This is a genomic window from Bradyrhizobium arachidis (assembly GCF_024758505.1).
In the GTDB taxonomy this organism is placed as follows: domain Bacteria; phylum Pseudomonadota; class Alphaproteobacteria; order Rhizobiales; family Xanthobacteraceae; genus Bradyrhizobium; species Bradyrhizobium manausense_C.
Genome location: NZ_CP077970.1, coordinates 5,627,245 through 5,639,534, shown reverse-complemented (window position 1 = coordinate 5,639,534; position 12,290 = coordinate 5,627,245). Strand labels below are relative to the sequence as shown.

The following is a 12,290-nucleotide window of genomic DNA, read 5'->3' as shown; positions in this document are numbered from 1 at the left end:
CAATTTGGAGAGATGATGTTGCTCTTGCGTCTACGCACGAATAGTCTCGGGAATTCGAGGACAAAACGACAATAAAACCAAGACCCAAGGTGACTGATGGCTCGTATCGACTACGCCGATCCCGCGATAGCATCCGACCGAACACGCGAGATTCTCGCCAAGAATCGCAATGCCAACATCTTTCGCATGATGTCGCATTCGCCCGACTACTTCGTGCAGTATTGCCGGCTCGGCGGCGCGATCCGCAGCAGGGGCGAGCTTGACCCGATCGTGCGGGAACTTGCTATCACCCGCACCGGGATCCTCTGCGAGGCGCCCTACGAGGTCATCGCCCACAAGCGCATCGGCAAGAATGTCGGCGTCACCGACGAGCAGAACGAGGCGCTTGTAAACTGGCAGTCCGCGACCTGCTTTACCGAAACGCAGCGCGCAGCACTCGCCTTCACCGATGAGATCGTCAAATTGAACAAGACGACTGACGCGACGTTCAAGGCGATCGCGGCAAAGCTGACGCCCGGCGCACTGGTCGAATTGCAGCTCTCGGTCGGCTTCTACATCATGACATCGAAATTCCTCGAGACGTTTGAGATCGACCTCCAGCCGGTGACGGAGGTCGTCGGCTAGGCGAGGCTACATCGACGTCAGGATATCCACCCTCGCATTCGCTACGATCAGGCGGTCGGCGAGCAGTTGCGCGAGGTTGCGCATGATGCGCTCGCCGGCGCGTGGATGCTGCTTGCGGAAGCGCTCAAAGTCCCCGAGCGCGACTTCGTAAGCGGTGGCCGATATATCAGCCAGCACGTCGGCGGAGCGGGTGGATTCGAGTAGCGCCATTTCGCCAAAGGCCATGCCCGCGGTCAGCGTCGCCAGCCGCACGCCGTCCGTCAGCGTGACATGCACGGCACCCGAGCGCAGGAAGAACAGGGAATTGGCGGGATCGCCGGTGGCGACGATCTTCTCGCCGGCCTGATAGTTCCTGATCGTGCAGAGCGAGGCGAGGTCGGTCAGCTCTTCGTCGGTAAGGCCGGCGAGCAGCGGCTGTTCGGCAAGCTCGGTGGTCTCGTGAAAATCGATCGAGCCGCCGTAGCGGTAGACGATCTGGTCTTCGACCCATTCGATGGCGGTATCGAGCAAATAGAAGTCGCGGACGTTCCTCAGCTCTGCCGTCCATTCCCGCAAGCTATCCCATTCCCTCGATGCGCGTTTGACACCTGATATGACGACGGTGATGTTAAGCGCTGCGAGCTCCGCAAAGGCTTCGGCGATGAGCCGCGCGCCGGCGCGGGTGGTAGAGGTGACGCGGTGAAGGTCGAAGATCACGAATTGCGGCCGCGGCCGGGCCGCGAGTCGCCGCGAAACATAATCTACCGCGGAGAGCGACAGCGTGCCGACCAGCTCGATGATCCGCACATCCTGGTCATGCGCGGCGATGATTTCGCGCTCCTGCGGGCGGCGGACGCGCCGTGACGGACTCTTGCCGATGTCGTAGTCGGCGATAACGGCGTTGCGCGCGTCGTCGCTGCGATTGAGCATGTGAAGGTCGTAGTGCGAGGACAGGGCCTCGCAGACCTTGATGCCGCGCACGCTGTTGCCGTGCTTGTCGAGCTTTGGCGAATAGCTGCCGAGCCCGAGCCGGGCGGGGAGCGCGGCCAAAATGCCGCCGCCGACGCCGCTCTTGGCGGGAATGCCGATGCGGTAGATCCACTCGCCGGCGTAGTCGTACATGCCCGACGAGGTCATTACCGACAGCGTGCGCGAGATAGCGTAGGGCGTCATCACCTGTTCGCCGGTGACGGGATTGATGCCACGATTGGCGAGGGTTGCGGCCATCACGGCAATGTCGCGCGCCGTGACCAAAACGGCGCATTGCCGGAAATAGACGTCGAGCACGGCAGCCACATTGTCGGCGATGACCGAATTGGTCTTCAGGAGATAAGCGATGGCGCGGTTGCGGTCGCCGGTCTGGCTTTCCGAGGTGTAGACGGCCTCGTCGACGTCGAGCTCGCGCCCGGCGAAGCGTCCGAGCGCCTTGCGGATCTCCTCGAACGCGGCATCGCCCTTGCTGCCGTGGATCAGCCCGGTGCAGGCGATCGCGCCGGCGTTCACCATCGGATTGAAGGGATGATTGTCGGCGTTGAGGCGGATCGAGTTGAAGGGGTCGCCCGAGGGCTCGACGCCGATCGCGCTTTCCACCTTGGTGGCGCCCAGCATGTCCAGCGCCAGGGCGAACACGAACGGTTTTGACATCGACTGGATGGTGAAGGGGACCCGGCTGTCGCCGACCTCGTAGACATGACCGTCCAGGGTCGCGAGGCTGATGCCAAAATGGGCAGGGTCGGCCTTGCCGAGCTCGGGGATGTAGTCGGCCACGGTGCCGGACGTCTCCGCCGAGAATTCATTGAGGCAAGTGTTGAGAAACCGCAGCAAGGGCGGGTTCGAGCGGGTCCAGGCGTCGGCGGCGGGCGATTGCGGTTTCATCGCCTCCTGTTGTGCAACGCAATCAGCGCACGCGCAACCCGTCCGGTAGGGCAGGCAGCCTGCCGCCGAACCAGCAGCAGCGCGATCAGAAGCGTCGGCAGCAGGATTGCGAGCCCGAGCAACGTCACCTGCATCTGCGACAGCGGCATGATCCCGCCGCCGGGTGTCGCGATCACGAAGCCGCCGATGACCAGTAGAATGCGGATCGGCCATTCCATGAACCCGGCGTTGCGGAGATCGCCGACATAGGCCTGGTAGCCCTGGATGCCCCCGCAGATGAAGACGATACCGAAACACGCCAGCGCCGTGAGCCCGAGCGCCTCAGGGTAAGGGTTGCTGCCCTGGAGCAGCAGCGCCGGGTTCAGCACGAAGAAGAACGGAATGAAGTAGATGATGCTGCCGACCCACATGCTCTCCCAGCCCGTCTTCATCGCAGGCGCACCGGCGATGCCGGCCGCCGCGAAGGAAGCGATCGCGACCGGCGGCGTGATCGAGGACAGCATGCCCCAGTAGAAGATGAACATGTGCACGGCCATCTTGTTGAGCCCGAGCTTCTCCAGCGCCGGCGCCACCAAAATGGCGAGGAAGATGTAGCAGGACGTCGTGGTCAGCCCGAGGCCGAGGATCAGGCTGGTGACGGCACACATGATGAGCAGCAGGAAAGCGTCGCCGCCGGCGATGTTGAGGAGGTCGTTCGCGAGGCTCGAGATCACGCCGGTGAGCGAAAAGGCGCCGATCAGGAGGCCGCAGCCGGCCAGGATCGCGATCAGCTCGACGAAGGTCTTGCCGTTCAGCTCAAGGAAGTGCAGCCAGCGCGCGCCGCCCCAGTTCTTGCCCGGAAAGAACTCGTTGAGCGCTGCGAGCAGGCACATGCCCCAGAGCGCGGCATTGAGAACGCCGAACCAGAACATGGCGGCGGTCGCGACGATCGAGAGGATCAACACGGCCGTATTGCCGAGCTTCCACGGCGCAGGTCCCGACCACTGGTGCAAAATCACCAGCAGCACCGATGCGTAGAACGGTGCGTGGCTCTCGCGCTTGAAATAGAGCAGCATGACCACGAGCACGACGATGACGAAGAGGTAGTACCAGCCATCCTTGAACGCGTCCCAGAAGCGCGGCAGCTCGGCGCGCGGTATGCCCTTCAGCTTGTGGCGGGCGGCGTAGGCGTCGACCTGCGCGAACAGGCCGACATAATACAGCACCGACGGAATGGTCGCGGCGAGTGCGACATCCGCATAACCCGTGTTCATGAACTGCGCCATCACGAAGGCGGTGGCCCCAAGCACCGGCGGTGCCAGCACCGCGCCGGTCGATGCACAAGCCTCGATCGCGCCGGAATAGGACGGGGTGAACCCCGTCTTCTTCATGGCCGGGATGGTCATGGTACCGGCGGTCAGCACGTTGGAGACGATGCTGCCGCCCACGGTGCCGAGCAGGCCGGAGGCGAACACGCAGACCTTTGCCGCGCCGCCACGGAACGTGCCGCACATCGCAAAGGCGATGTTGATGAAGAATTTTCCGGCACCCGTCATCATCAGCGCGGTGCCGAACACCAGGAAGCCGATGACGGTGTCGGCAAACGCCTGGATCGGGATTCCCAGCAGGCTCTCGCCCGAAAGCATGTGATAGGCGGTGGTCTGCTGCAGCGTCGACTGCGTGCCGCGGAACGGTCCGAGCCATTTGGCGTCCGCAAACATTGGATAGAGGGTGAACGGCAGAACGCTGAGCAAAAGGCTCCAGCCGCCGGTGCGGCGCAGCGCCTCCATCAGCACAAACCACATGATGAGGCCGGCGACGATGACGTTGGTCGGAGCACCGTCGAACTCCCAGCCGAATTGCGCCGCCTTGCGGATGTTGAGCATCAGCCAGATCGCCGAGCCGAATGTCAGCGCGAACAGCAGCAGGTCGTACCAGGGGATGCGGTCGAGCGGCGCGGTCTGCGATCCCGGGAACATCAGGAACGTGAACGGCAGCATTAGCGCGATCAGCAGGTAGAAATATTCGGTGTTGAGCTGGGTGTAGTCGATGAAGAAGCGCAGCGAGAATTGCTGGTTGACGCAGAGCAGGATGGTCGCCGCCGTCAGCACGATCAGCGCCCAGCGCCACGCGCCGCGCAAGGCGCGCACGCGCGTGACCTCGGCTTCCTGCAAGTCGGCGGCGGCGGAGAGATGCGGGTCCTCGAACTCGATCTTCTTCGCCGGCGCTGCCGTGTTTTCGGACATCACCGTTTCCCCCGCATCCTGACCGAGTTTCGCCGCAAGCTAGCCGTTGTCAATCAAAGCCGTTCGGCATGTTGGCCTTGGCGAGTGCAGAGGCGCGCGCCTTCATCCAGCCGTCGAGAAAAGCCTTCTCGTCGGCGGGCGGATTGGACTTGCCGTAGTCAGCCCATGCCGTCGCCAGCACGTCCTGGCGCTTGTAGAGCGCGTTGTTATGGGCTTCTTGCGCGTCGCTCCATTGCCCGGCTTCCTTCAGCGCCTTCACGGCACCCGGGTGCACCGGCACCACCCAGTTCTTGGTCTGGCGGTCGGCGGCCAGACCACCGGCGCCGGGTGCGGAGTCCTTGTAGGTGTCGTAGTTGACGATCATCGCCTTGGTCATGGCGTAGACCTGGTCGGCGGGTTGCGCCGCGTAGGCGACGAAGATCGGGTAGGGGTAGTTGCCGAGCTCGACCGGCTTCTCCTTCGAGATGCCGGCGCCGCAGGTCGCAAGCTGCGGGAAGAAGAACGAGCCGACCTTGAGCATGCGCGCCCAGCCTTCCTTGTCGCTGGCGGGCAGCGGCGGCCAGACCAGGCCGCGCGGCGAGGTCTCGGCTTCCTTGGCGGGGCCGGTAATGGTGGTGCCGAAGGCGGCGTCGGTGTCGTTGTTGATCAGGCCCTTCCACATCGCGCCATAGCTTGCGAACTCGACGACCTTGACGTCGCTTTGCGTCAGTCCTGCAAAAGCGAGCACGGCGAGCGAGTTTTGGTTCAGCGCAGGCGAGCCGACGACGAAGCCGACGCGCTTGCCCTTCAGGTCCTTCAGCTCCTTGACGCCGGCATCGGCCGCAACGGCGAGCGAGCCGCAATTGCAGTCGACCGAGGACAGCATGAGCTGCAGCGCCTGCGGTCCCCATTCCCTAGCGCCGAACTCGAACACGCCTTCCTGCGCAAAGTAAGTGCCGGATCCCATCGCCGCGGAGGCCGCGCGCTTGGCGCGCAGTGGCGCGAGCCGCGCGACGTCATTGCCGGCCGGCAGCACGCGGACGTCGGTCGCGTATTTGTCCTTCATCATCTTGCCGACGCCGACGGCGATGTTGAAGCCGGCGGTGCCAGTGTCGTAGGCCGTGAATGTCAGTGTCGGCGGAAGCTTGACGTCGTCAGCGACGGCATAGCGTGTAGACGCAAAAGAAATGCCTGCCACCAAGGCAGGCGCAAGCACGAACAGCCCACGAAGCATGTTTCTCCCTCCAGTGTCCTTCGCATTTCGCAGCGAAGTTCCTCGCTTTTTCACGAGGATTTTTTGCTTGGATCGATCATGTCACCGCGATCAGGCGATGGCAACGCCGTACCGCGACCCCAATCCCGCAGACAGTTTGTCGCGGCGTCTGCTCGCAAGACGATATTTGATCAGCGCCTCAGGATCGCGATCGCCTGACCTTCGGCAACGACATCGTCGAGCTGGACGAGAAGCGATGTGAGCGTGCCCGCCGCAGGCGAGGGAACCGGGATCTCCATCTTCATGGCTTCGACGAATGCAATTTCGTCGCCATCTGCGACGCTTCCTCCAACCTCAACGGGAAGCGCGCAGACGCGTCCTGCGACCTCCGTGACAATCTTGATATCTGGCATGCCATTCGCCTTTTTGTTTGTGGTCGCAAAATGCCTGATGTAGCGTGTCCTTCAAGCGGAATTTAATTCCGCACAGCGGAACAACTGGTAGGGAACATGGGACGACGTTCGGAGCGCTTGAGTAAGCAAGGAATGCTCGCCGGTGATGGATCAGGCGAGGGTGATGTCATCCAGGTCGTATCGCGCGCATTCGATGTGTTGCGATGCTTCGAGGGCCACGAAGCCCGGCTCGGCAATCTCGAAATCTCAAATCGCTGCGGCCTGCCGCGATCGACCGTATCGCGCCTGACCCACACGCTGACCCGGATGGGCCAGCTCGTTTATCTGCCGCGCGATCAGAAATACCGCATCGGCCCGAGCGCGGTGGCGATGAGCTCCTCGATGATGAAGGGCCTTCAGCTTCGCAACCTGATCCGCCAGCGCTTGGCTGACGTCGCCGAGCAATTGCCCGGCACCGTCGGCTTCGTCATCCCCGATCGTTTCCATCTGGTCTATTTCGAGTTCGCACGCTCGGCGAGCGCGCTCGGCCTGCACGAGGTCACGGGCAGCCGCATCTCGATGGCCTCCACCGCGGCGGGCGCGGCCTACACGGCGGCGCTTCAGCCGGAGATCGGTGATGCCTTGATTGCAGAGATGGAGCGCGAGGTCCCAGATTCCGCAAAGCTGTTGAAGCCGCGCATCGAGGCCAATCGCCAGTTTTTGCGCGAGCATGGCTATGTCGTGACCTGCGGGCTGTGGAGCCCGCACATCAACGGCCTCGCGGTGCCGCTGTGGTCGCCGCAATACCAGACCGTCGTCGTGGTCACGATCGGCCTGCTGGCGGCGATGTATGACGAAGAGCGGCTGCATCGCGAAGTCGCGCCGCTGATGATCGAGCTCGGCCGTGCCGTGGGTGGCCTGCTCGAAGGTGCCGAAGGCGATTTCCTCAACTCTCGCCTCGAACGGAAGCCGATTGCGGTGGCGGTTCATAACAATAACAAGCCCATCACGTCGGAGGGAGTGAATGACCTGGAAGCCGGAACTCGACGAGCTCGCTCGGCGCGAAGCGTTCGCGCGCGAGATGGGAGGCGTTGACAAGGTCAAGCGACAGCATGACCAGGGCCGGCTGACGGTTCGGGAGCGCATCGGAAAACTGGTCGACAAGAGCAGCTTTCACGAGATCGGTGCGGTCTCCGGCATCGGCGAATACGACCAGAAAGGCGACCTCAAGCATGTGACGCCGGCGAACTGCGTGTTCGGCCGCGCGCGCGTCGACGGCCGCACAATCGTCGTAGTCGGCGACGATTTTACCGTGCGCGGCGGCTCGGCCGACGCCTCGATCTCGGCAAAGCCGTTGATGGCCGAGGAGATGGCGCACGATTTCCGCCTGCCCATCATCCGCATCATCGAAGGCTCGGGTGGCGGTGGTTCGGTCAAGACGATCGAGACCAAGGGCGCGGCCAATCTGCCTGGCGGCATCGGCGGCACCCGCTGGTATCGCTTCACGACGGAGAATCTGTCCCGCGTGCCGGTCGTCGCACTCGGCCTCGGCTCCGTGGCCGGGCTTGGCGCGGCGCGCCTTGCGGCGAGCCATTACTCCATCATGACCAAGACGTCCGCGATGTTTGTCGCAGGTCCCCCGGTCGTGAAACGGCTCGGGCAGGATTTGTCAAAACAGGATCTCGGCGGCGCTGACATCCAGACGAAGGCCGGCGCGATCGACCATGCGGTCGAGACCGAGGAAGAGGCGTTTGTCTGCGCACGGCGCTTTTTGTCCTACCTGCCGTCGTCGGTCTACGAATTGCCGCCGACGCTGCCATGCCAGGATGATCCGGAGCGCACCGAGGAAGCCCTGATGAAAGCGGTGCCGCGCGGCCGCCGCCAGGTCTACAAGATGCGGCCGATCATCGATGCCGTCGTCGACAAGGGTTCGTTCTTCGAGGTCGCCAGCAACTTTGGCAAGCCGATCATCGTTGGCCTCGCGCGGCTCGAGGGCAGGGCGGTGATGGTGCTCGCCAGCGATCCCTTCCACTATGGCGGCTCATGGACGGCGGACGCCTGCCAGAAGGTGGTGCGCTGGGTCGACTTTGCCGAAACCTTTCATCTGCCGATCGTCTATCTCATGGACTGCCCGGGCTTCATGATCGGCCTCGACGCCGAGAAGGCCGCAACCATCCGCCACGGCGTCCGCGCCATGGCCGCCGTCAACCAGACCACGGTGCCATGGTGCACGGTGATCCTGCGCAACGCCTTTGGCGTCGCCGGCGTGGTGCATCAGCCAGCCGACCGCTTCTCGATCCGCTACGCCTGGCCGTCGGCCTATTGGGGCTCGCTGCCGCTCGAAGGCGGCATCGAAGCCGCCTACCGCGCCGACATCGATGCGGCGGAGGACCCGGCTGCGAAGCTGAAGGAGATCGAGGATCGCCTCAACAAGCTGCGCTCGCCGTTCCGCTCCGCTGAAAAATTCTGGGTCGAGGAGATCATCGACCCCCGCAAGACGCGCTCGCTGCTGTGCGAGTTCGCGCGCCTGGCCGAGCCGCTGCGCAAGGTAGGGCCGCCGGAGAACATGACGATCCGGCCGTAAGCGTGAGGCGCGTGTTCTGCCCCGGCGTCGATCAGAGCCGCAGCACCTTGCCGGGATTCATGATGTTTTGCGGATCCAGCGCTCGCTTGATCGTTCGCATGATGTCGAGCTCGGTCTTCGATCGGTAGTGACTGAGCTCGTCGAGCTTGTCCATGCCGATTCCGTGTTCCGCCGAGATCGAGCCGCCCATGGAGGTGACGAGATCGTTCACGGCACGCGTGATGGCGGCCTTGTATTGGGTCAGCGTCTGCTGATCCATGCCCTTGGGCCCCATGAACGAAAAATGCAGATTGCCGTCGCCAATGTGTCCCAACGGATAGGGTCTGATCGTCGGAAGAATGTCGAGCACAGCCTTCAACCCCTTGTCGATGAACTCAGGAATTTTGGAGATCGCCACCGAGACGTCAAAGCTCAGCCCCGGCCCCTCGGCTCGGTGGGCCTCGGCCATGGATTCCCGGATGCGCCACATGTTGCGCGATTGGCTGACCGTCTGGGCGATCACCGCATCGAGCACGCGGCCGGCCTCGAGCTGACCTTCGAGAAACTGCTCCATCTTCTCGGACATGCCGTCAGCCCCGTCCTGGCGTGGGCGCGAAGACGCCCATTCAAGCAGCAGGTACCATGGCATGTCCGCCTTGATTGGATCCTGGGTGCCGGGAATATGGCGGAGCACCAGGTCAACGGCGGCGCGGCTCAATATCTCGCAGGAGCCGACATTGTCCTCGGACGCCGCATGCGCCTCGGACAGTATCTCCACGGCCGCCTGCGGATCGCGGATCGCCAGCCACGCCGTGCACACGTCCTTGGGCGCCGGCCATAGCTTGAGGACGGCCTTGGTGATGATACCTAGCGTACCTTCGGCGCCCATGAAGAGGTGCTTGAGGTCGTAGCCCGTGTTGTCCTTCTTGAGCGCGCGCAATCCGTCCCAGACCTCGCCGTTGGCCAATACGACCTCGAGCCCCAGGACGAGATTGCGCGCATTGCCATAGCGGAGCACCTGCACGCCGCCGGCGTTGGTCGACAAATTGCCACCGATCATGCAGGAGCCCTGGGCGCCAAGGCTGAGCGGCAAAAACCTGTCGTGGTCGGCCGCAATCTCCTGGAGAGTCTGCAGGACGCAGCCGGCCTCGACCGTCATCGTGTAGCCGACGGCATCGACGCCAAGGACGCGGTTCATGCGGCCAAGCGACAACACGATGCCCGTATGTGACGGCCAGGGCGTGGCCCCGGCCATCAGCCCGGTGTTTCCACCCTGCGGCACGATCGCGATGCCGTGCTCATGGCAAAGCCGGACCACATCAGAGACTTCCTCGGTGCTGGCGGGACGAACAACGGCCCCGGCACGTCCGACCGTCAATCCACGCCAATCCGTCACGAACGGCTGCTTGCCATGTTCGTCCTCGATGAGGCCCTTCTCGCCCACGATCGCGCGCAGCGAATCGCGCATTTCGGCAGTCAAAGGAACGGTCGGGATGGTGGGTATGGACGACGGTACGGAAGCCGGCATTTGTTTCCCCTGGGCACATCTTGGCGTGTACTGAGCGCGTGAAACGCTTCAGTATTGTCCACGTTTGTGCCGTGGAGTCTAACGGCAATATGCCCCGGACCTGCCTGACACGCGCGTGTCCTCCAGGCTACATATCCCCAAAATTGCGACGCTGGTATTGACGATGGTTAGTCCCGGATCGAGCATCGGATCGTGGACGTATGCGTATTGGGGGTTAACCAAGGTGACTCCGCGCTGGATACTCAGAGCCCTGCTTGTGGGACTTGCGATAGCAGGTCTGCTGCAACCCGCTCTGGCCGGGCCGCCGCTTTCGATCCCGATCGCGCAACATGACGATGCGATCGACGTTGTCCTGAGCATAATCTGCTCCAGTCACGGCGCGACCGAAGCCCCCGCTGACGAGACGCCTGGCGACCAGAACCCTGCCTGCAGATTGTGTCCAATATGCTCGAACTGGGCAGGCAGCCATTTTGCCGTCGTGGAACGGGTGGCCCTGGGTTCTGCGTTCATGTTGGCTCGAACTCTCGCTTTCGAACTTCGGAACGATCGTCACGTTGATCGCTTTCTGACCCGCCCCCAGAGTCGCGCTCCACCAGCAATTGCTGTCTGATCCGGCGACGTCCTTAAGGCTGCCTGTCGTGGTGGTCGGTCCGGACGACTTCGTACCCGACGTATTGCAACCACACAGCGCGCAGGACTCGCGGCAGGTGTGTGCCGGCAAGGTCAGTAGGGGGCAGACATGATCTATCGACGCCTTTTCACCGCGGCTTTGGTCGCATCGACCGCGATCACTGCGACTGCTGCATCGGCACATCATCCAGGCGTTGGCGGCGTCGGTGGGGCCGGCGGCATTTTCACGATCGGTGCAGGGACATTGGATCAGGGACAATTTGCTGTTTCTGCGTACGTCGAATATCTCCGGCTCAAGCAGCTCAGCGATCAGACTTTGCTGGCCAACATCGGCAACGATGTCCACGGCTTGCAAACCGTAGAGAGCCGGGTTCTGGCGCTGTCCTACGGCGTCACTAATGATCTGACCGTGTCGCTGCGCCTGCCATGGGTACGCCGCACCGGCATTCTCGAAGGCGTACAGGAAGACCCGGCCGACCCCGCGACGGTGCGGGACCGTGGCGATACCTCCGGGTTCGGAGATGTCACCGTGCTTGGTCAATACCGCTTCTTGAATGACTCGGTGAGAGGAACGCAAGCGGCAGTGCTGTTCGGATTCAAAGCTCCGACGGGAAGAACCAACCTGGTGGACCCGTTCGGTGAAACGTTTGAGGCTGAATTTCAGCCGGGATCAGGTTCCTGGGATGGCCTGTTTGGAGCCGCCTTCAGCCAGCGATTGACCCCAGCATTGAGTTTCCATGCCAACCTGCTTGCAATCGTGACCGGGACCGGCACGCAGGATACCAACCTGGGCAATCGCCTTCTCTACAATGCGGCACTTTCCTACCGGTTGTTCGGCGAAACCGCGACCGAGCCGCATTCGCACGGCCCTCCGGATGCGTATGCACATGCTGGCCACGATCATCGACTGGCAACCAAGGCTCAGCCGGTGGCTGCCCCCCATAAGCACGTTGCACTCGACGCAATCCTCGAGATCAACGGCGAATGGCACGACAAGCAGCGAATAGCAGGCGTGGCTGATCCGAACTCCGGCGGCAATACGATCTACGTTTCGCCGGGACTGCGGGTCACCGTCGAAAACTGGTCAGGCTATGTGCTGGTCGGCTTGCCCGTCACCAACAATTACAACGGCGTCCAGGCAACGCCCTCATGGCGGGTTCTGGGCGGAGTGTCCGCCGTCTTTGGTCCCTGACGCAAGGTCCCAGAGACGAGAACGCGGCCTCATTGGGGCTGCCGCTCTATTCCGTCTCTGATAGGATCGTCGCGAGAATGAGACCGGGAG

The 12,290-nt window shown here is 63.0% G+C and carries 10 protein-coding genes; 5 read left to right on the top strand and 5 right to left on the bottom strand.

Annotated elements, in window-relative coordinates; translation table 11 throughout:
- Window positions 1–96: 96 nt before the first annotated feature.
- Window positions 97–624 (top strand): carboxymuconolactone decarboxylase family protein, encoded by a 528-nt coding sequence (locus KUF59_RS26170; protein WP_212458983.1) that lies wholly within the window; start codon window positions 97–99, stop codon window positions 622–624.
- Window positions 625–630: 6 nt separating this feature from the next.
- Here the strand turns inward: KUF59_RS26170 and glsA are convergent, their stop codons facing one another.
- The 4 genes from glsA to KUF59_RS26150 form a co-directional block, all read right to left on the bottom strand.
- A complete protein-coding gene (gene glsA, locus KUF59_RS26165) occupies window positions 631–2,478 on the bottom strand; it encodes a glutaminase A (RefSeq protein WP_212458982.1) in 1,848 nt (615 codons plus the stop codon).
- On the bottom strand, window positions 2,475–4,703 hold the full coding sequence (locus KUF59_RS26160) for a TRAP transporter permease (protein ID WP_212458981.1): 2,229 nt from the start codon (window positions 4,701–4,703) through the stop codon (window positions 2,475–2,477). Before KUF59_RS26160 ends, glsA begins: the two co-directional genes overlap by 4 nt.
- 49 nt (window positions 4,704–4,752) lie before the next feature.
- The gene (locus tag KUF59_RS26155) at window positions 4,753–5,916 is read right to left on the bottom strand and encodes a TAXI family TRAP transporter solute-binding subunit (protein WP_212458980.1); all 1,164 of its coding nucleotides are present in this window, start codon (window positions 5,914–5,916) and stop codon (window positions 4,753–4,755) included.
- A 170-nt stretch (window positions 5,917–6,086) separates the two neighbouring features.
- Window positions 6,087–6,308: an acyl-CoA carboxylase biotin carboxyl carrier protein subunit gene (locus tag KUF59_RS26150; protein ID WP_212458979.1), complete on the bottom strand. Its 222-nt coding sequence runs from the start codon at window positions 6,306–6,308 to the stop codon at window positions 6,087–6,089.
- Window positions 6,309–6,404: 96 nt separating this feature from the next.
- Between KUF59_RS26150 and KUF59_RS26145 the strand changes: the two genes are divergently transcribed.
- Together KUF59_RS26145 and KUF59_RS26140 are read left to right on the top strand one after the other, a co-directional pair.
- The gene (locus KUF59_RS26145; protein WP_212458978.1) at window positions 6,405–7,382 is read left to right on the top strand and encodes an IclR family transcriptional regulator; all 978 of its coding nucleotides are present in this window, start codon (window positions 6,405–6,407) and stop codon (window positions 7,380–7,382) included.
- Window positions 7,312–8,871, top strand: a complete 1,560-nt coding sequence (locus tag KUF59_RS26140) for an acyl-CoA carboxylase subunit beta (RefSeq protein WP_212458977.1) — start codon at window positions 7,312–7,314, stop codon at window positions 8,869–8,871. The genes KUF59_RS26145 and KUF59_RS26140 overlap by 71 nt, the downstream gene beginning before the upstream one ends.
- Window positions 8,872–8,902: 31 nt before the next feature.
- On the opposite strand, the gene KUF59_RS26135 is transcribed toward KUF59_RS26140, so the two are convergent.
- Complete coding sequence (locus KUF59_RS26135; protein WP_212458976.1) at window positions 8,903–10,378, bottom strand: FAD-binding oxidoreductase; 1,476 nt, start codon at window positions 10,376–10,378, stop codon at window positions 8,903–8,905.
- 163 nt (window positions 10,379–10,541) lie between these two features.
- Between KUF59_RS26135 and KUF59_RS44390 the strand changes: the two genes are divergently transcribed.
- A complete protein-coding gene (locus tag KUF59_RS44390; RefSeq protein WP_408918123.1) occupies window positions 10,542–10,988 on the top strand; it encodes a DUF2946 family protein in 447 nt (148 codons plus the stop codon).
- A gap of 129 nt (window positions 10,989–11,117) precedes the next feature.
- Window positions 11,118–12,200 carry a transporter gene (locus KUF59_RS26130; RefSeq protein WP_212458974.1) on the top strand — a complete coding sequence of 361 codons (1,083 nt, stop codon included), beginning with the start codon at window positions 11,118–11,120 and terminating at the stop codon, window positions 12,198–12,200.
- The last annotated feature ends 90 nt before the right edge of the window (window positions 12,201–12,290 follow it).

Coding starts and splice junctions, on each gene's coding strand:
- KUF59_RS26140 (WP_212458977.1), top strand. CDS start 7,312: ATGACCTGGAAGCCGGAACTCGACGAGCTCGCTCGGCGCGAAGCGTTC.
- KUF59_RS26130 (WP_212458974.1), top strand. CDS start 11,118: ATGATCTATCGACGCCTTTTCACCGCGGCTTTGGTCGCATCGACCGCG.
- KUF59_RS26150 (WP_212458979.1), bottom strand. CDS start 6,308: ATGCCAGATATCAAGATTGTCACGGAGGTCGCAGGACGCGTCTGCGCG.
- KUF59_RS26155 (WP_212458980.1), bottom strand. CDS start 5,916: ATGCTTCGTGGGCTGTTCGTGCTTGCGCCTGCCTTGGTGGCAGGCATT.
- KUF59_RS26170 (WP_212458983.1), top strand. CDS start 97: ATGGCTCGTATCGACTACGCCGATCCCGCGATAGCATCCGACCGAACA.
- KUF59_RS26145 (WP_212458978.1), top strand. CDS start 6,405: ATGGGACGACGTTCGGAGCGCTTGAGTAAGCAAGGAATGCTCGCCGGT.
- KUF59_RS26160 (WP_212458981.1), bottom strand. CDS start 4,703: ATGTCCGAAAACACGGCAGCGCCGGCGAAGAAGATCGAGTTCGAGGAC.
- KUF59_RS26135 (WP_212458976.1), bottom strand. CDS start 10,378: ATGCCGGCTTCCGTACCGTCGTCCATACCCACCATCCCGACCGTTCCT.
- KUF59_RS44390 (WP_408918123.1), top strand. CDS start 10,542: ATGGTTAGTCCCGGATCGAGCATCGGATCGTGGACGTATGCGTATTGG.
- glsA (WP_212458982.1), bottom strand. CDS start 2,478: ATGAAACCGCAATCGCCCGCCGCCGACGCCTGGACCCGCTCGAACCCG.